Source organism: Pseudomonas sp. SJZ131 (assembly GCF_007828705.1).
Taxonomy (GTDB): Bacteria; Pseudomonadota; Gammaproteobacteria; order Pseudomonadales; family Pseudomonadaceae; genus Aquipseudomonas; species Aquipseudomonas prosekii.
The window spans coordinates 336,783-354,181 of record NZ_VIVC01000003.1 but is presented as its reverse complement, the minus strand read 5'-3'; the positions used below and the strand labels follow the sequence as shown (position 1 = coordinate 354,181).

Below are 17,399 nucleotides of genomic sequence, written 5' to 3'. Positions count from 1 at the left end.
GATGCCTTTGCCGTCCATGAAAGATCAGTTCGCTGCGCTGATCGCCGCACCGTCCGTCAGCTGTACGCAGGCGAGCCTCGATCAGACCAATCGTCCGGTCATCGACTTGCTCGCGACGTGGCTCGGTGATTTGGGTTTTGCCTGCGACATCCAGCAGGTCAGCCCCGGCAAATTCAACTTGCTCGCCAGTTTTGGCTCCGGCCCCGGTGGCCTGGTGCTGGCCGGGCACAGCGACACGGTGCCGTTCGACGGCGCGTTGTGGCAGACCGATCCGTTGAAACTCACCGAAGTCGATGGCCGCTGGGTCGGGCTCGGCAGTTGCGACATGAAGGGCTTTTTTGCCTTGGCCATCGAAGCGGTGCTGCCGCTGCTCGATCAACCGTTCAAGCAACCGCTGCTGATCCTCGCCACCTGCGATGAGGAAAGTTCGATGTCCGGCGCGCGGGCCTTGGCCGAAGCCGGGCGTCCGCTGGGGCGTGCCGCAGTGATTGGCGAGCCGACCGGGCTCAAGCCGATCCGCATGCACAAAGGCATCATGATGGAGCGCATCGACATTCTCGGTCAGAGCGGCCATTCCTCTGACCCGCGCCTGGGCCACAGCGCCCTCGAAGCGATGCACGATGCGATCGGCGAACTGCGCGGTTTGCGCCTGTTGTGGCAGCGCGAATTCCGCAATGCGCAATTTGGCGTGCCGGTGCCGACGATGAATTTCGGCTGCATTCATGGCGGCGACAATCCCAACCGTATCTGCGGACAATGTTCGCTGGAATTCGATTTGCGGCCATTGCCGGGCATGGACCCGAATGCCCTGCGCGCGGCGATTTTGCAGAAGCTCGAGCCGGTTGCCGAGCGTCATCAAGTGAAGATCGATTACGCGCCGCTGTTCCCCGCCGTGCCACCCTTTGAGCAGGCCGAGGATGCCGAATTGGTCCGCATTGCTGAAAAGCTCACCGGCTATCGGGCCGAAGCGGTAGCGTTCGGCACCGAAGCGCCTTATCTTCAGCAACTTGGCTGCGAAACACTGGTGCTGGGCCCGGGCGACATCGCTTGCGCGCACCAACCGGGGGAATACCTGGAAATGTCACGTTTGCAGCCTACCGTGCATCTATTACGGCAACTGATTGAACATTACTGCCTGACACCGGCCCAAACACCAATGTCGGTCAATTAAACGCAACGCCTGTAGGAGCAAAGCTTGCTCGCGATGACGGCATTAAATCCAACATCACAGTTGGCTGATACACCGCTGTCGCGAGCAAGCTTTGCTCCTACAGAAATAGATAAATTGCCGGTACCCCAACCCGTATTCATGAGGAGAGCGCGCGTGTCGCCAAGCCTGTTCCGACGATAACCACCAGCCCGCTGTGCATTTCCGTTTCGCCCATTTTTTGGCTGCTATTTATTACAGGCCCAGGTTCATGCCCGAATACGTTAATTGGCTTCGCCACGCGTCCCCTTACATCAATGCCCACCGCGATTGCACCTTCGTCGTCATGCTGCCCGGCGACGGCGTCGAGCATCCGAACTTCGGCAATATCGTCCACGACCTGGTGCTGCTGCACAGCCTCGGTGTGCGTCTGGTATTGGTCCACGGTTCGCGTCCGCAAATCGAAACCCGCCTCGCCGCACGCGGCTTGATCCCGCATTACCACCACGGTATGCGCATCACCGATGCTGCGACGCTTGAGTGCGTGATCGATGCGGTCGGCCAGTTGCGCATCGCCATCGAAGCGCGGTTGTCTATGGACATGGCCTCGTCGCCGATGCAGGGCTCGCGCCTGCGGGTGGCCAGCGGCAACCTGGTGACGGCGCGGCCGATCGGCGTGCTCGAAGGCGTCGATTATCACCACACCGGCGAAGTCCGCCGGGTCGACCGCAAAGGCATCAATCGGCTGCTCGACGAGCGCTCGATTGTGTTGCTGTCGCCGCTGGGCTATTCGCCGACCGGGGAAATTTTCAACCTCGCGTGTGAAGACGTCGCGACCCGCGCGGCCATCGATCTGGGCGCCGACAAATTGCTGCTGTTCGGCGCCGACCTTGGTTTGATCGACGAAAACGGCCGGCTGGTGCGCGAATTACGCCCGCAACAAGTGCCGGCGCACCTGCAACGCCTCGGCAACAACTATCAAGGCGAATTGCTCGATGCAGCAGCCGAAGCCTGTCGTGGTGGGGTGGCGCGCAGCCACATCGTCAGTTATGCCGAGGACGGTGCACTGCTGACTGAGCTGTTCACCCGCGACGGCGGCGGCACGCTGGTGGCCCAGGAACAATTCGAACTGGTGCGCGAAGCGGCGATTGAAGACGTCGGCGGTTTGCTCGATTTGATCAGCCCGCTGGAAGAGCAGGGGATTCTGGTGCGGCGCTCGCGTGAAGTGCTGGAACGCGAGATCGAGCAGTTCAGCGTGGTTGAGCGCGAAGGCATGATCATCGCGTGCGCGGCGCTGTATCAGATTGCCGATTCGGATGCTGGCGAGCTGGCGTGTCTGGCGGTCAATCCGGAGTATCGCCACGGCGGTCGCGGCGATGAATTGCTCGAGCGCATCGAAACCCGCGCTCGCGCGCAGGGCCTGAAAACCTTGTTCGTACTGACGACTCGCACGGCGCACTGGTTCCGCGAGCGCGGTTTTGAACCCAGCAGCGTCGAGCGCCTGCCATCGGCGCGAGCGTCGCTGTACAACTATCAGCGCAATTCGAAGATCTTCGAAAAAACTCTGTGACCTGTGGCGCTACCCTCTGTAGGAGCGAGGCTTGCCCGCGAAGAGGCCATCACGTCCGACGTTGATAGTGGCTGTGACGACGCTTTCGCGGGCAAGCCTCGCTCCTACAGGAGATGATGCTATTCGGTGACGAACTTCGCGCTCACATACGGCGAATAATCCGGCAGCACCGTCTCCACCTTCCCCTGTTCCTTCAAGAACTTCGCCGTTTCGCCAATCGCCTTCGCCGTGCCGCCGTCCAGCAACGCGGTGGTTTGCTGCGCTTTGGCGTCGGGGAAGGTTGAGCCGGCGAGCAACTCCGGCACATCAGCCGCGTTGGCACCAGTCAGTTTGGCGATTTTCTGCACCGGCACCGAGTCGGCGGTCCAGCTGTCTTTATGCGCGGCATAGTCGGCAAACGAGTCCAGGGTAACCTTGGCGAATTTCGCCACGACGTCCGGGTGCTTCTCGGCGAAATCCTTGCGCGCGACCCACACTTCGAAGGTCGGAGCGCCCCACTGGCCCACTTGCGCGGCGTCGGTCAAGGTCTTGCCAGTCTTGCGAATTTCCCCCAGCGCCGGCGACCAGACAAACGCGCCATCAATGTCGCCACGTTTCCACGCGGCGGCGATTTCTGCCGGTTGCAGGTTCACCACTTTGACTTTCGAAGTGTCCAGGCCCCAGTGCTTCAGCGCGCCAAGCAGGCTGTAGTGAGAAGTGGAAACGAACGGCGTGGCGATGGTTTTGCCGATCAGATCTTGCGGTTTATCGATGCCGCTGCCGTTGCGCACCACCAAGGCTTCGGCGGCGTTGATCTGCGCGGAAACGATGAACGCGACGATCGGTAAATTGCGTGAAGCGGCGGCGGCGAGCGGGCTGGAACCGAGGTTGCCTATCTGCACGTCGCCGGAGGCAATTGCGGTGACCACTTCCGGGCCGCTGTTGAAACGGCGCCAGTCGATTTTCTCGCCGAGGGTTTTCTCGTAGACGCCATCCGCTTGCGGGACTTTGCTTGGGTCGATGCCGGTTTGATAACCGACCGTAAGGTTGGCCGCCTGCGCGCCACAAGCAATTAATACCGACACACCAACTGTAACAATTTGACTGGATAGTGCGCGTTTGGCCATCATGGCGTCGCCTTTTCGATAGGGTTTGACGTGGTTGGAGCGCGTCAAAGCTAATCGATCTAAAAAAAGGCTAATAAATACTATTTAGTAATTAGCTTATGTGCCGATACCGGGTATCCCGGCGCGGTTTTTCGGTGGCGGGCCATATTCCAAAGCAGCATGAAAAAGAATGAAATAATTCTTTTTGGGTTTATGAAGAATTCATTACCCTGCACGGACCCAATCTGCGGCGATTAGACCTTGGTCGTAGACGCACAAAGTTACGATTGACTTGTCAGTCACGGTCTGGCGCTAATCGCGCATCTTAGGATCCAGGGCATTCGACCCCGGACCAGGAACACAAGAATTAGAACGAGAGGAGCGAAACAATGAACAAGTCCACCTTGGCCCTGGCTGTGGCTGTAGGGGTTTTGGCGCAGCAGGCAGGCGCCGCCGGTTTTATCGAAGACAGCAAGGCTACCCTGGGCCTGCGTAACTTCTACATCAACACCGATAACCGCGATTCCGCGGCTGGCACCACGGCCAACCGCAACGCCGGCGTTCAGAACAAAAACGAAGAATGGGGTCAGGGTTTCGACCTGCGCTTCATCTCCGGTTACACCCAAGGCACCGTCGGCTTCGGTATCGATGCCATCGGCCTGCTGGGCGTGCGTCTGGATTCGGGCGGCGGCACTAACGGCGCTACCGCTACTTCTTACGGCGGCACCGTGTTCCCAAGCAAGTCCAACGGCGAAGCGGTGGATAACTTCTCCAGCCTGGGCCTGACTGCCAAAGCGAAGATTTCCCAGACCGAACTGAAATTGGGCACCCTGCAGCCAAAACTGCCAGTGATCGTGACCAACGACGGTCGTCTGCTGCCGCAAACCTGGCAGGGTGGCCAGATCACTTCCGGCGACATCAAAGACCTGACGCTGGTTGGCGGTCAGATCGAAGCGGTCAAAGGTCGTAACTCCAGCAACACCGAGCAATTGTCGATTGGCGGCGCGAACAGCCCGACCATCACCGGTCGCGACAGCAACAAGTTCATCTACGGCGGCGGTGACTACAAAATCACCAAAGACCTGACCGCACAGTACTACTACGGCAACCTGGAAGACTTCTACAAGCAACACTTCCTGGGTCTGGTGCACAACTGGGCAATCGGTCCGGGCGTATTGAAGTCTGACCTGCGTTACTTCAACAGCTCCGACGACGGCGCCAACGGCAACACGCCTGCCTACTACAGCAGCGGTAACTACTCGGGCGCTGCAAGCGGTCGCGGTAAAGTCGACAACAACCTGTACAGCGGCCTGTTCCTGTACACCGTTGCCGGTCACACCTTCGGTGGCGGTTGGCAGTACAGCAACGGCAGCAGCGACTTCCCTTGGCTGAACCAGGGCGACGGTTCGTCGAACTACACCATCACCGACATGCAGATCCAGAAGTTCGGCCGTGCCGGCGAGAAAACCTGGCAAGCACGCTACTCGTATGACTTCGCCAAGGTTGGCCTGCCAGGCGCAACTGCTGGCATCGTTTACCTGCGTGGCGACAACATTGACACCGTGACTGGCGGTGGCGGTGTTTCGGGCAGTGGCCGTTCCGAGTGGGAACGCGACCTGACCCTGGCTTACGTAGTGCCGGAAGGTCCGCTGAAGAACCTCGGCGTAATGTGGAAAAACGCCATGTGGCGCAACGACATCCCGGGTCAACGCGACCAGGACGAGAACCGCCTGATCGTCAGCTACTCGATCCCACTGCTGTAATAGCTGTAATAGCTGTAAAAGCATCCGTAAAAAAAAGCCCCGCCCGGCATCTCGCCTGGCGGGGCTTTTGCGTTTCAGGGCGGAGTCACCCCCGTAATCCCATCCCGAAACGTTATCGCATGTGCAACTACTCAAGGCCTTCTCGAACCTTGTCGGCGATGTTGCTGGCGATGGCGGATGAGGTCCAGTGAACAGATTTTTAATATTCTTTTACGGTCTAAATAAATCGATATTTATTCTTTTTAATTCATTCCGATTGCAGGCACAGTTGGGCTCATTACGCACTCACCAGGAGCAGCACCATGAGCCTCAGACTTGGCGATATCGCCCCCGATTTCGAACAGGATTCCAGCGCCGGCACCATTCGTTTCCATGAGTGGCTGGGCGATAGCTGGGGCGTGCTGTTTTCCCATCCGGCGGACTTCACCCCGGTGTGCACCACCGAACTGGGCTTTACCGCCAAGCTCAAAGAAGAATTCGCCCAGCGCGGCGTCAAGGCGATTGCGCTGTCGGTCGACCCGGTGGACTCGCACCACAAGTGGATCGAAGACATCAACGAAACCCAGAACACCATCGTCAACTTCCCGATCCTCGCTGACGCTGATCGCAAGGTCTCGGACCTGTACGACCTGATTCACCCGAATGCCAACGACACCCTGACCGTGCGCTCGCTGTTCGTCATCGACCCGAACAAGAAGGTGCGGCTGACCATTACTTACCCGGCGAGCACCGGGCGCAACTTTCATGAAATCCTGCGGGTGATCGACTCGCTGCAACTCACCGACAACTACAAAGTAGCGACCCCGGCCAACTGGCAGGACGGTGATGAAGTGGTGATCGTGCCGTCGCTCAAGGATGAAGATGAGATCAATAAACGCTTTCCCAAGGGTTATCGCGCGGTCAAACCGTACCTGCGCCTAACGCCGCAACCGAACCGTTGATTTGAAATACCGCCCCTGTAGGAGCGAGGCTTGCCCGCGAAGAGGCCATCACGTCTGACGCCAATGTTGGCCATGACAACGCCTTCGCGGGCAAGCCTCGCTCCTACAAGGGCGGTGAAACGTATCCACAACGCAGGGGATTTTCAGGCCGTTTATACGGCCTATTTTTTTGCCTGGAAATCGTCTTCCTGCATAGTTCTTTAAAGAATAACCAAATGAATAAATATGATTTATGGATATATAAATCACCTGTTAAGGTCACTTCCATCGAAGCGAGATCGCACATTGCGAATCGCCTGAATTGTTCAAGGAATCATCTGAATGCTGGTCGTCTCACTCGGTGGCAGCCCCAGCCAACGCTCCCGTTCCGGGGTGCTGCTGGAGCGCTCGCAACGCTGGTTGCAGGAACGCGGTGTGGAAGTGGTGAGTTATCAGGTACGGGACTTCCCGGCCGAAGACTTGCTGCACGCACGCTTCGACAGCCCCAAGGTGATCGACCTGTTGCAGCAGATTGCCAACGCCGATGGCCTGCTGATCGCCACGCCGGTCTATAAAGCGTCGTTCTCCGGCGCACTGAAAACCGTGCTCGATCTGCTGCCCGAACGCGCGCTGGATCACAAAGTGGTGTTGCCAATGGCAACCGGCGGCAGCATCGCGCACATGCTGGCGGTGGATTACGCGCTCAAACCGGTGCTGTCAGCGCTGAAGGCGCAGGAAATGCTTCACGGGATTTTCGCCGTCGACAGCCAGATTGCTTACGCCGAGGGCAGCGCCCAGGCGCAACTGGCGCCGGAGTTGGAACAACGTCTGGATGAATCGCTGGAACTGTTTCTCAGCGCCATGGCGCGCCGACCGAAACCGATCGACCCGAACCTGCTCAACGAACGTTTATTGAGTGCTCGCTGGAGCATTTAAGCCTTACCCCGAATAAGCCTCACCCCGAATAAGCCTCACCCAGAATTAGAAGTACTCACCTTACTCAGCCGCCAACGGCCAAGCAGGTGCAGCCAAAACCCAACAGCAAATAGGAGAGCGCCATGCGCACTGTCATTTTGCGTCGTGGTCTGGTCGCTCTGTTTGCAGCGGCTGTGACCTTCGGCGCCATTACTCAAGCACAGGCCGAGACTCTGCGAATCGGCTATCAAAAGTACGGCACCCTGGTGCTGCTCAAAGCCAAAGGCACTTTGGAAAAACGCCTCGCCGCGCAAGGCGTGGACGTGCAATGGACTGAATTCCCCGGTGGCCCGCAGTTGCTCGAGGGCCTCAACGTCGGCTCGATCGACTTCGGCGTGACTGGCGAAACGCCGCCGGTATTCGCTCAGGCCGCTGGTGCCGATCTGCTCTACGTTGCCTACGAACCACCGGCGCCGCACAGCGAAGCGATCCTGGTGCCGAAGGACTCGCCGATCAAATCGGTGGCCGACCTCAAGGGCAAAAAAGTCGCCCTCAACAAAGGCTCAAACGTCCACTACCTGCTGGTGCGCGCACTCGAAGACGCCGGCCTCAAATACACCGACATTCAGACTGTCTTCCTGCCACCCGCCGATGCCCGCGCGGCGTTCGAACGCGGCAGTGTCGATGCGTGGGTGATCTGGGATCCGTACCAGGCCGCCGCCGAACAACAACTGCAAGCGCACACCCTGCGCGATGGCCAGGGCATCGTCGACAACCATCAGTTCTACCTCGCGACCAAGCCTTACGCGCAGAAAAATCCTGAGGTGATCAAGACCCTCGTCGAAGAAGTGCGTGCGGTCGGTGAATGGTCCAAAGCCAATCCTGAAGACGTGACCAAACAGGTCGCGCCGCTGCTCGGTTTGCCGGCGGATATCACCCTGACTTCGGTCAAACGCCAGGGCTACGGGGCGCTGTTCCTGACCCCGGAAGTGGTCGCTGCGCAACAGAAAATCGCCGACAGCTTCTATCAGCTCAAGCTGATTCCCAAGCCGTTGAGCATCAAAGACGTGATCTGGACGCCACCGGCAGCCGTTGCCAAAGCGCAGTAATTCGAACCCCCAAGGAGACCACTCCATGAGCCTCAATATTTTCTGGTTCCTGCCTACCCACGGCGACGGCCATTACCTTGGCACCGCCGAAGGCGCTCGCGCCGTTGACCACGGTTACCTGCAACAAATCGCTCAAGCAGCCGATCGCCTCGGTTTCGGCGGGGTGTTGATTCCCACCGGGCGCTCCTGCGAAGACTCGTGGCTGGTCGCCGCGTCGCTGATCCCGGTGACCCAGCGCCTGAAATTCCTTGTCGCGCTGCGCCCCGGGATCATTTCCCCGACGGTCGCCGCGCGGCAGGCTGCGACGCTTGATCGGCTGTCCGGCGGGCGGGCGTTGTTCAATCTGGTCACGGGCGGCGATCCGGACGAATTGGCCGGCGATGGCTTGTTTCTCAGCCACGAGGAGCGTTATCAGGCGTCGGTGGAATTCACCCGCATCTGGCGCCGCGTGCTCGAAGGCGAAACCGTCGATTACGACGGCCAGCACATCAGCGTGAAGGGCGCCAAACTGCTTTATCCGCCGATCCAGCAACCGCGTCCGCCGCTGTACTTCGGCGGCTCGTCGGAAGCGGCGCAGGACTTGGCCGCTGAACAAGTGGAAATGGTCCTGACCTGGGGCGAACCGCCAGCGGCGGTGGCCGAGAAGATTGCACAAGTGCGGGCGAAAGCGGCGAAGCTCGGGCGCACCGTGCGCTTCGGCATTCGTCTGCATGTGATCGTGCGTGAAACCAACGAGGAAGCGTGGGCCGCAGCGGATCGACTGATCTCGCACGTCGACGACGACACCATCGCGCGCGCTCAGGCTTCACTGTCGCGTTTCGATTCGGTCGGCCAGCAACGCATGGCCGCGCTGCATGGCGGCAGCCGCGACAACCTGGAAGTCAGCCCCAACCTCTGGGCCGGTGTCGGCCTGGTGCGCGGCGGTGCCGGGACGGCGCTGGTGGGTGACGGTCCGACCGTCGCGGCGCGCATGCAGGAATACGCCGACCTGGGCATCGACACGTTTATTTTTTCCGGTTATCCACACCTCGAAGAGGCCTACCGCGTCGCCGAATTACTGTTCCCGCACATCGACGTGCAGCGCCCGGAACAGCCGCGAGGGGCCAATTTCGTCAGCCCGTTCGGCGAGATGGTCGCCAACGACATTCTCCCCAAAGCCGCGTCGCAGAGCTGAGGCGCCGTCATGAAGAGAATTATCCACAACCTCGCGCCGTGGGCGTTGCCGGTGTTGCTGCTGGCGGTGTGGCAGTTGTCGGTGTCGGCGGGCTGGTTGTCGACGCGGATTCTGCCGGCGCCGATTGCAGTGATCGAGGCCGGCGTCAGTCTGGTGCGCAGCGGTGAAATCTGGACGCACCTGGCGATCAGCGGCTGGCGCGCGGCCCTCGGTTTTACCATCGGCGGCAGCATCGGTCTGGTGCTCGGTTTCATCACCGGCCTGTCGAAGTGGGGCGAACGCTTGCTCGACAGTTCGGTGCAAATGGTCCGCAACGTGCCGCACCTGGCGCTGATTCCACTGGTGATCCTGTGGTTCGGCATCGACGAGTCGGCGAAGATTTTTCTGGTGGCGCTGGGCACGTTGTTCCCGATTTACCTCAACACTTATCACGGCATCCGCAACGTCGATCCGGCGCTGGTGGAGATGGCGCGCAGTTATGGCTTGAGCGGTTTCAGCCTGTTCCGGCAGGTGATTCTGCCGGGCGCGTTGCCGTCGATTCTGGTCGGCGTGCGTTTCGCGCTGGGCTTCATGTGGCTGACGCTGATCGTCGCGGAAACCATTTCCGCGAGTTCCGGCATCGGTTATCTGGCGATGAATGCGCGCGAATTCCTGCAGACCGACGTCGTGGTTCTGGCGATTCTGCTCTACGCGGTGCTCGGCAAACTCGCCGACCTCGCCGCCCGTGGGCTTGAACGTGTGTGGCTGCGCTGGCATCCGGCGTATCAAGTCGCCAAGGGAGGTGCCGCATGACTGCTCAACACACCGCGCAACACACTGGTCAACAACCCCCACGCCTGCTGCGCGGGATTCCGCTGGTGGTGCGCAAGCTGCAAAAGACTTTCGGCGCGCGGCAGGTGCTGCGCGAGATTGACCTGCACATTCCGGCCGGGCAATTCGTTGCTGTAGTCGGCCGTAGCGGCTGCGGCAAAAGTACGTTACTGCGCTTGCTCGCCGGCCTCGACAAACCTACCGGCGGCGACTTGCTGGCCGGTTCGGCGCCGCTCAGCGACGCCCGCGAAGACACGCGATTGATGTTCCAGGAAGCACGTTTGCTGCCGTGGAAAAAAGTCATCGACAACGTCGGCCTCGGGCTCGGCGGCGACTGGCGGCCAAAAGCCCTGGAAGCACTGGAATCGGTTGGCCTGGCGGACCGCGCCAATGAGTGGCCAGCGGCGCTGTCCGGTGGCCAGAAGCAACGTGTGGCGCTGGCCCGCGCGCTGATCCACCAACCGCGCTTGCTGCTGCTGGACGAACCGCTGGGCGCCCTCGATGCGCTGACCCGAATCGAGATGCAGCAACTGATCGAACGGCTCTGGCAAAAACACGGTTTCACCGTGTTGCTGGTGACCCACGACGTCAGCGAAGCGGTGGCGATTGCCGATCGGGTAATCCTGATCGAGGACGGCGAAGTCGGCCTCGACCTCCACGTCGAACTGCCGCGCCCACGTGTGCGCGGCTCGCATCGGCTGGCGGCGCTGGAAACCGAAGTACTCAACCGCGTGTTGTCGCTCCCCGGCGAGCCACCGGAACCGGAACCCGTTTCACCATTGCCTACGCAATTGCGTTGGGCGCAATAACTCACGCCTCATCCCAACTGACAGGAATCAACATCATGACTATCAAAGCCATCAACGTTCGTAACCAGTTCAAAGGCTCGATCAAGGAAATCGTCCTGGGTGACGTGCTGTCGGAAATCGACGTGCAGACTGCTTCGGGCATCGTCACTTCGGTGATCACCACCCGTTCAGTGAAAGAGCTGGAACTGGTGGTCGGCAGCGAAGTAATCGCCTTCGTCAAATCCACCGAAGTGTCGATCGCCAAGTTGTAAGCAGCGGCGAGCGTCTGCCCTTGATCGTTCCTACGCTCCGCGTGGGAGCGATCAGCTCAGGCCGACAATCTGCGTTTGGGCAGGTAGGGCGGTAGATACAGTCCCAGATAGGCATCGAAAACCCGCATGCCTTCCTCGGCCATGCGCGGGGTGATTTGCCCGTGCTGCTGCACTGAGCGCGCGTAAACGCGGTCGCCCAATTCCATCGCCAGTGCAAACACGTCGACATCGCTCGGCAGTCGCGGCAATTCAAAGTGGTGGTCGAACAGCTTGTGCATCAGATCGCCAAGTTCGAGGTCGTGCTGGCGGTCGGCCTGGGTGACTTCGGTCAAGCCGTGTTGCGCGAGGATCAACTGGCGCGCGGCGGCGTCTTCGTCGTAGATGTCAAGCATGCGTTGCTCGACCAGTTGCGAGAGGTCGCGCCAACTGTTTAGTTGGTCGTGATTGATCGGCGCTTGCAGGCAGGCGCGGAAGGCGCCATGCACGTCGGCGGTCAGCGCTTCGAGCAGCGCCGGGACGCTGGCGAAGAAGTGGTAGACGGAGGAGGGCGGGATCTCCGCGCGCTCGGCGACGCTGTAGATCGACAGGCTCGCCACGCCCTCGGCGGCCAGCAGCGTGCGGGCGGCATCGAGGATCGAATCGATCCGCGCCTGGCTGCGTGCGCGGGGTTTGCGAATAGGGGCGGGGCGCGTCATTGAAGTCCTCCTGCGGGGCTGCGGGCATTGTACGAGCAGGGTTGTGTTGTTGTCTGCCCGGACGCCATCGCGGGCAAGCCTTGCTCCTACGGTCATGCGCCAATTTGAAGACGGCGCATGACTGTGGGAGCGAGCTTGCTCGCGATCCGCCGCAGGCGGCCATAAAAAAACGCCGCAGGCTTCAGCAGCCGGCGGCGTTTTTTTACTGCAACCGCTTAAACGGTATGCAGGTACCAGTTGTACTCAAGGTCGGAGATGGAGTGTTCGAACTCTTCCAGCTCACTTTCCTTGCAGGCGACGAAGATATCGATGTACTTCGGATCGATGTACTTGGCCATCACCTCGCTGTCGTCCAACTCGCGCAATGCGTCGCGCAGGTTGTTCGGCAGGCTTTGCTCGTTCTGCTCGTAGCTGTTGCCTTCAACCGGTGCGCCCGGCTCGATCTTGTTGGTCAGGCCGTGATGCACGCCCGCCAGAACCGAAGCCATCAGCAGATACGGGTTGGCGTCGGCACCGGCTACACGATGCTCGATACGCACGGCATCGGACGAACCGGTCGGCACGCGAATCGCCACGGTGCGGTTGTCCAAGCCCCAGCACGGCGAGTTCGGCACGTAGAACTGTGCGCCGAAACGACGGTACGAGTTGACGTTCGGGCAGAGGAAAGCCATCTGCGCGGGCAGGGTCTCGAGCACACCGCCGATCGCGTGACGCAGTGCGGCGTTCTGCTCGGGATCCTCGCTGGCAAAAATGTTTTTGCCGTCGCGGTCGAGAATCGAGATGTGGACGTGCAAACCATTGCCTGCCTGGCCCGGGTAAGGCTTGGCCATGAAAGTGGTGTCCATTTCATGGTCGTAGGCAATGTTCTTGATCAGGCGCTTGAGCAGTACCGCGTAGTCGCATGCCTTGATCGGGTCGGCGACGTGGTGCAGATTCACTTCGAACTGCGCCGGGGCACTTTCCTTGACGATGGCGTCGGCCGGGATGCCTTGCTCTTTCGCACCTTCCAGAATGTCCTGGAGGCAGTCGACGTATTCGTCGAGGTCGTCGATCAGGTAGACCTGTGTCGAATGCGGGCGTTTGCCGGAGATCGGCGAGCGCGGCGGTTGCGGGCGGCCGTTCACGTTCTCCTGGTCGATCAGGTAGAACTCAAGTTCGAATGCGGCGCAGATGGTCAGGCCCATCTCGTCAAACTTGGTAACAACTTGGCGCAGGACTTCACGGGGATCCGCGAAGAAGGGTTCACCTTCGAGTTCGTGCATGGTCATTAACAGTTGCGCGGTAGGGCGCTTTTGCCAAGGCTCGTTGCACAGGGTGTCTGGGATTGGATAGCAGATTCGGTCAGCATCGCCGATGTCCAGGCCCAGGCCGGTGCTTTCCACCGTCGAGCCATTGATATCCAGAGCAAATAGAGAGGCCGGCAGGTTGATGCCTTTCTCGTAAACCTTGTGGAGACTGGTGCGTTCAATGCGCTTGCCGCGCACCACACCATTCATATCCGCAATCAGAAGGTCAACGTACAGAACCTCAGGATGTTCCTTAAGGAACGCGTTCGCTTCGTTAAGCTGAACGGCACGCGGGGGTACCGACATGATGCAACACCTTTGTTGTTAAAAATATCAATCATTGAGCTCTTCGGGTTTCAGTCAACCCGAACGGCATGCCGAAGTCAAGCAAGGCCTTTTTTGCCCTGAAAAAGCGCTCAAGTGGCTTTTTTGCGGCACTTTGGGGCGTTTTTGTGCCTTTGGATACTTTGATGTCTGCGGGCTTGAGCGGGCCGTGTTGTATTTTTTACGGGGGTGTTGTGTAAAAAAATGAACAAGGCTAAGCTCCGATTCAAACCCATAACAGCAATAATACCGGGGTGCTTCATGTCTCGCCTGCCGTTAATCGGCGTCACCGACTGCTCCAGGCAGATCGGTCTGTATGCTTATCACATCAGTGGCGATTGTTACGTCCACGCCAAGGCCAGTGTTGCCAATGGTGCGGCGTCGACTCTTCCTTCCCCGGTGATCTCGCTGGCCCCGTCCGATATTCTGGACGGTTCGCAGCACATTCTCTTTACGCCGCGTCTTTCCAATATAGAACCGTTTGCTCGCGTCGGCTCAGCCGAGGCGCGGCGAACTGCTCACGATTCTGCACGCACCGCCGTCACCCCTCTACACTCTTGCGCAGCCTTCACCGGCATGTGTGCGTGGTCGGCGCAGTGGCAATCTGTATCAAGTCACGCCGATGCGTCAATTAACGCCTGACTTAAACGCCTGACTTATACGAGTCAGGAAACCCAGCCTAAGAGGCATTTATGAGTAACAACCTCGACCAGCTCACCGATTGGTTGAAAGACCACAAGATCACAGAAGTCGAATGCATGATCGCCGACTTGACCGGGATCACCCGGGGCAAGATTTCGCCGACCAACAAGTTCATTGCCGAAAAAGGCATGCGCCTGCCCGAGAGCGTTCTGTTGCAGACCGTGACCGGCGACTATGTCGAAGACGACATCTATTACGAACTGCTCGACCCGGCCGACATCGACATGATCTGCCGTCCCGACCAGAACGCCGTGTACCTGGTGCCCTGGTCCATCGAGCCGACGGCGCAGGTGATCCACGACACCTACGACAAGCAAGGCAACCCGATCGAGCTGTCGCCGCGCAACGTTTTGAAGAAGGTGCTGAAACTCTACGCCGACAAAGGCTGGCAGCCGATTGTCGCGCCGGAAATGGAGTTCTACCTGACCAAGCGCTGCGAAGACCCGGACTTCCCGCTGCAACCGCCGATTGGCCGTTCCGGTCGCCCGGAAACCGGTCGCCAGTCGTTCTCGATCGAAGCGGCGAACGAATTCGACCCATTGTTCGAAGACGTCTACGACTGGTGCGAATTGCAAGAGCTGGACCTCGACACGTTGATTCACGAGGACGGCACGGCCCAGATGGAAATCAACTTCCGTCACGGCGACGCCCTGTCGCTGGCCGACCAGATTCTGGTGTTCAAGCGCACCATGCGCGAAGCGGCGCTCAAGCATGACGTGGCCGCGACTTTCATGGCCAAACCCATGACCGGCGAGCCGGGCAGCGCGATGCACTTGCACCAGAGCATCATCGACATCGAGACCGGCAAGAACGTCTTCTCCAATGAAGACGGGACCATGAGCCAGCTGTTCCTGAATCACATCGGTGGCCTGCAGAAACTGATTCCGGAACTGCTGCCGCTGTTCGCCCCGAACGTCAACTCGTTCCGCCGCTTCCTGCCGGACACCTCGGCGCCGGTGAACGTCGAGTGGGGCGAAGAGAACCGCACTGTCGGCTTGCGCGTGCCGGACGCCGGGCCGCAGAACCGTCGGGTGGAAAACCGCCTGCCGGGCGCCGACGCCAACCCGTACCTGGCGATTGCCGCGAGCCTGCTCTGCGGTTACATCGGCATGGTCGAAGGCCTGAACCCAAGTGCGCCGGTGGTCGGTCGTGGCTATGAACGCCGCAACCTGCGCCTGCCGCTGACCATCGAGGACGCGCTGGAACGCATGGAAAACAGCGCGACCATCGAGAAATACCTGGGCAAGAAATTCATCACTGGCTACGTCGCGGTCAAGCGGGCCGAGCATGAAAACTTCAAGCGCGTGATCAGTTCGTGGGAGCGGGAATTCCTGCTCTTCGCCGTCTGATACGCCGGGCGCCGCCGATGCTGGCGGCGCTTTCACTGGATCAACAGGAGAATTCGCATGACCAGCAACAATCCGCAAACACGTGAATGGCAAGCCTTGAGCAGCGATCACCACTTGGCGCCGTTCAGCGATTTCAAACAACTCAAAGAGAAAGGCCCGCGCATCATCACCAGCGCCAAGGGCGTTTATCTTTGGGACAGTGAAGGCAACAAGATCCTCGACGGCATGGCCGGCCTGTGGTGCGTGGCGATCGGTTACGGTCGCGATGAACTGGCCGATGCCGCCGCCAAACAGATGCGCGAACTGCCTTACTACAATCTGTTTTTCCAGACTGCGCACCCGCCGGTGCTGGAGCTGGCCAAAGCCATCGCCGACATCGCGCCGAAGGGCATGAACCACGTGTTCTTCACCGGTTCCGGCTCCGAAGGCAACGACACCATGCTGCGGATGGTTCGCCACTATTGGGCGATCAAAGGCCAGCCGAACAAGAAAGTCATCATCAGCCGCAAGAACGGTTATCACGGTTCCACCGTGGCCGGCGCGAGCCTTGGCGGCATGACTTACATGCACGAACAGGGCGACTTGCCGATCCCGGGCATCGTCCACATCGCCCAGCCGTACTGGTTCGGTGAAGGCGGCGACATGAGCCCGGAAGAATTCGGCATCTGGGCGGCCAATCAACTGGAAGAAAAAATTCTCGAAGTCGGCGTGGATAACGTCGGTGCCTTTATTGCCGAGCCGATCCAGGGCGCCGGTGGCGTGATCGTGCCGCCAGAGACTTACTGGCCGCGCATCAAGGAAATCCTCGCGAAGTACGACATCCTGTTCGTCGCCGATGAAGTGATCTGTGGTTTCGGCCGCACCGGTGAGTGGTTCGGTAGCGATCATTACGATCTGCAACCGGACATGATGACCATCGCCAAGGGTCTGACTTCCGGTTACATCCCAATGGGTGGCCTGATCGTCCGTGACGAGGTGGTGAAAGTGCTCAACGAGGGCGGCGATTTCAACCACGGTTTCACTTATTCCGGGCACCCGGTGGCTGCTGCGGTGGCGCTGGAAAACATCCGCATCCTGCGCGAAGAAAAAATTATCGAGCGCGTCCACGCTGAAACGGCACCCTATTTGCAAAAGCGTCTGCGGGAGCTGAGCGATCACCCGTTGGTGGGGGAAGTGCGCGGCGTCGGCATGCTGGGGGCGATTGAACTGGTGCAGGACAAAGCCACTCGCAAGCGTTACGAAGGCAAGGGCGTCGGCATGATTTGCCGGACCTTCTGCTTCGACAACGGGCTGATCATGCGCGCGGTGGGCGACACCATGATCATCTCGCCGCCACTGGTGATTACCGAGGCGGAGATCGATGAACTGGTGACCAAGGCACGCAAGTGCCTGGACCTGACCCTGAGTGCGCTGCAGGGCTAAGTGCTAGGCTCTGAGCGAGGTGCGCGGTCGGCACTTCGCTCAGCGCAAACAAAGGCTCGGACTTTCCT

At 59.8% G+C, this 17,399-nt stretch carries 16 protein-coding genes; 13 read left to right on the top strand and 3 right to left on the bottom strand.

The annotated features are described in order from the left end of the window. The first annotated feature begins 1 nt into the window (after position 1). Positions 2 to 1,171 carry an acetylornithine deacetylase gene (gene argE / locus FBY12_RS15815; RefSeq protein WP_145253818.1) on the top strand — a complete coding sequence of 390 codons (1,170 nt, stop codon included), beginning with the start codon at positions 2 to 4 and terminating at the stop codon, positions 1,169 to 1,171. A gap of 247 nt (positions 1,172 to 1,418) precedes the next feature. Next, on the top strand, positions 1,419 to 2,717 hold the full coding sequence (gene argA, locus FBY12_RS15810) for an amino-acid N-acetyltransferase (RefSeq protein WP_092276518.1): 1,299 nt from the start codon (positions 1,419 to 1,421) through the stop codon (positions 2,715 to 2,717). Between the two features lie 119 nt (positions 2,718 to 2,836). Here the strand turns inward: argA and tauA are convergent, their stop codons facing one another. Then, positions 2,837 to 3,823, bottom strand: a complete 987-nt coding sequence (gene tauA, locus FBY12_RS15805; RefSeq protein WP_371927462.1) for a taurine ABC transporter substrate-binding protein — start codon at positions 3,821 to 3,823, stop codon at positions 2,837 to 2,839. A 368-nt stretch (positions 3,824 to 4,191) separates the two neighbouring features. Between tauA and FBY12_RS15800 the strand changes: the two genes are divergently transcribed. The 8 genes from FBY12_RS15800 (at position 4,192) to FBY12_RS15765 (ending at position 11,553) form a co-directional block, all read left to right on the top strand. Next, positions 4,192 to 5,565, top strand: a complete 1,374-nt coding sequence (locus FBY12_RS15800) for an OprD family porin (protein WP_145253812.1) — start codon at positions 4,192 to 4,194, stop codon at positions 5,563 to 5,565. 302 nt (positions 5,566 to 5,867) lie between these two features. Then, complete coding sequence (locus tag FBY12_RS15795) at positions 5,868 to 6,506, top strand: peroxiredoxin (protein ID WP_121733336.1); 639 nt, start codon at positions 5,868 to 5,870, stop codon at positions 6,504 to 6,506. Between the two features lie 321 nt (positions 6,507 to 6,827). Next, entirely contained in the window at positions 6,828 to 7,421 is a 594-nt protein-coding gene (gene ssuE, locus FBY12_RS15790; protein ID WP_092276530.1) for an NADPH-dependent FMN reductase, read from the top strand. A gap of 122 nt (positions 7,422 to 7,543) precedes the next feature. Further along, complete coding sequence (locus tag FBY12_RS15785; RefSeq protein WP_145253809.1) at positions 7,544 to 8,509, top strand: sulfonate ABC transporter substrate-binding protein; 966 nt, start codon at positions 7,544 to 7,546, stop codon at positions 8,507 to 8,509. Positions 8,510 to 8,534: 25 nt separating this feature from the next. Continuing rightward, positions 8,535 to 9,683: an FMNH2-dependent alkanesulfonate monooxygenase gene (ssuD, locus tag FBY12_RS15780; protein WP_145253806.1), complete on the top strand. Its 1,149-nt coding sequence runs from the start codon at positions 8,535 to 8,537 to the stop codon at positions 9,681 to 9,683. A gap of 9 nt (positions 9,684 to 9,692) precedes the next feature. Further along, entirely contained in the window at positions 9,693 to 10,475 is a 783-nt protein-coding gene (gene ssuC, locus FBY12_RS15775) for an aliphatic sulfonate ABC transporter permease SsuC (protein WP_092276539.1), read from the top strand. Continuing rightward, positions 10,472 to 11,302, top strand: a complete 831-nt coding sequence (ssuB, locus tag FBY12_RS15770; protein WP_145253803.1) for an aliphatic sulfonates ABC transporter ATP-binding protein — start codon at positions 10,472 to 10,474, stop codon at positions 11,300 to 11,302. The genes ssuC and ssuB overlap by 4 nt, the downstream gene beginning before the upstream one ends. A 35-nt stretch (positions 11,303 to 11,337) precedes the next feature. Next, complete coding sequence (locus tag FBY12_RS15765) at positions 11,338 to 11,553, top strand: molybdopterin-binding protein (protein ID WP_003229256.1); 216 nt, start codon at positions 11,338 to 11,340, stop codon at positions 11,551 to 11,553. Between the two features lie 56 nt (positions 11,554 to 11,609). On the opposite strand, the gene FBY12_RS15760 is transcribed toward FBY12_RS15765, so the two are convergent. Further along, positions 11,610 to 12,248 (bottom strand): TetR/AcrR family transcriptional regulator, encoded by a 639-nt coding sequence (locus FBY12_RS15760; protein ID WP_121733331.1) that lies wholly within the window; start codon positions 12,246 to 12,248, stop codon positions 11,610 to 11,612. A 215-nt stretch (positions 12,249 to 12,463) separates the two neighbouring features. Continuing rightward, positions 12,464 to 13,840, bottom strand: coding sequence for a glutamine synthetase family protein (locus FBY12_RS15755; RefSeq protein ID WP_054616983.1), 1,377 nt, complete (start codon positions 13,838 to 13,840; stop codon positions 12,464 to 12,466). A gap of 279 nt (positions 13,841 to 14,119) precedes the next feature. On the opposite strand from FBY12_RS15755, the gene FBY12_RS15750 reads away from it, so the two are divergent. Genes FBY12_RS15750 through FBY12_RS15740 form a run of 3 tightly spaced genes read left to right on the top strand, consistent with a single transcriptional unit; the run spans position 14,120 to position 17,331 of the window. Continuing rightward, on the top strand, positions 14,120 to 14,500 hold the full coding sequence (locus FBY12_RS15750; RefSeq protein WP_145253800.1) for a gamma-glutamyl-gamma-aminobutyrate hydrolase family protein: 381 nt from the start codon (positions 14,120 to 14,122) through the stop codon (positions 14,498 to 14,500). A 50-nt stretch (positions 14,501 to 14,550) separates the two neighbouring features. Further along, the gene (locus FBY12_RS15745; RefSeq protein ID WP_121733330.1) at positions 14,551 to 15,909 is read left to right on the top strand and encodes a glutamine synthetase family protein; all 1,359 of its coding nucleotides are present in this window, start codon (positions 14,551 to 14,553) and stop codon (positions 15,907 to 15,909) included. Between the two features lie 57 nt (positions 15,910 to 15,966). Then, a complete protein-coding gene (locus FBY12_RS15740; RefSeq protein ID WP_121733329.1) occupies positions 15,967 to 17,331 on the top strand; it encodes an aspartate aminotransferase family protein in 1,365 nt (454 codons plus the stop codon). The last annotated feature ends 68 nt before the right edge of the window (positions 17,332 to 17,399 follow it).

Excerpts from the sequence above, each read along its gene's own strand:
- FBY12_RS15800 (WP_145253812.1), top strand. The coding sequence starts at position 4,192 with ATGAACAAGTCCACCTTGGCCCTGGCTGTGGCTGTAGGGGTTTTGGCG.
- FBY12_RS15740 (WP_121733329.1), top strand. The coding sequence starts at position 15,967 with ATGACCAGCAACAATCCGCAAACACGTGAATGGCAAGCCTTGAGCAGC.
- argA (WP_092276518.1), top strand. The coding sequence starts at position 1,419 with ATGCCCGAATACGTTAATTGGCTTCGCCACGCGTCCCCTTACATCAAT.
- FBY12_RS15755 (WP_054616983.1), bottom strand. The coding sequence starts at position 13,840 with ATGTCGGTACCCCCGCGTGCCGTTCAGCTTAACGAAGCGAACGCGTTC.
- FBY12_RS15795 (WP_121733336.1), top strand. The coding sequence starts at position 5,868 with ATGAGCCTCAGACTTGGCGATATCGCCCCCGATTTCGAACAGGATTCC.
- ssuE (WP_092276530.1), top strand. The coding sequence starts at position 6,828 with ATGCTGGTCGTCTCACTCGGTGGCAGCCCCAGCCAACGCTCCCGTTCC.
- ssuD (WP_145253806.1), top strand. The coding sequence starts at position 8,535 with ATGAGCCTCAATATTTTCTGGTTCCTGCCTACCCACGGCGACGGCCAT.
- FBY12_RS15745 (WP_121733330.1), top strand. The coding sequence starts at position 14,551 with ATGAGTAACAACCTCGACCAGCTCACCGATTGGTTGAAAGACCACAAG.
- ssuC (WP_092276539.1), top strand. The coding sequence starts at position 9,693 with ATGAAGAGAATTATCCACAACCTCGCGCCGTGGGCGTTGCCGGTGTTG.
- FBY12_RS15750 (WP_145253800.1), top strand. The coding sequence starts at position 14,120 with ATGTCTCGCCTGCCGTTAATCGGCGTCACCGACTGCTCCAGGCAGATC.
- tauA (WP_371927462.1), bottom strand. The coding sequence starts at position 3,823 with ATGGCCAAACGCGCACTATCCAGTCAAATTGTTACAGTTGGTGTGTCG.
- FBY12_RS15785 (WP_145253809.1), top strand. The coding sequence starts at position 7,544 with ATGCGCACTGTCATTTTGCGTCGTGGTCTGGTCGCTCTGTTTGCAGCG.
- ssuB (WP_145253803.1), top strand. The coding sequence starts at position 10,472 with ATGACTGCTCAACACACCGCGCAACACACTGGTCAACAACCCCCACGC.
- argE (WP_145253818.1), top strand. The coding sequence starts at position 2 with ATGCCTTTGCCGTCCATGAAAGATCAGTTCGCTGCGCTGATCGCCGCA.
- FBY12_RS15760 (WP_121733331.1), bottom strand. The coding sequence starts at position 12,248 with ATGACGCGCCCCGCCCCTATTCGCAAACCCCGCGCACGCAGCCAGGCG.
- FBY12_RS15765 (WP_003229256.1), top strand. The coding sequence starts at position 11,338 with ATGACTATCAAAGCCATCAACGTTCGTAACCAGTTCAAAGGCTCGATC.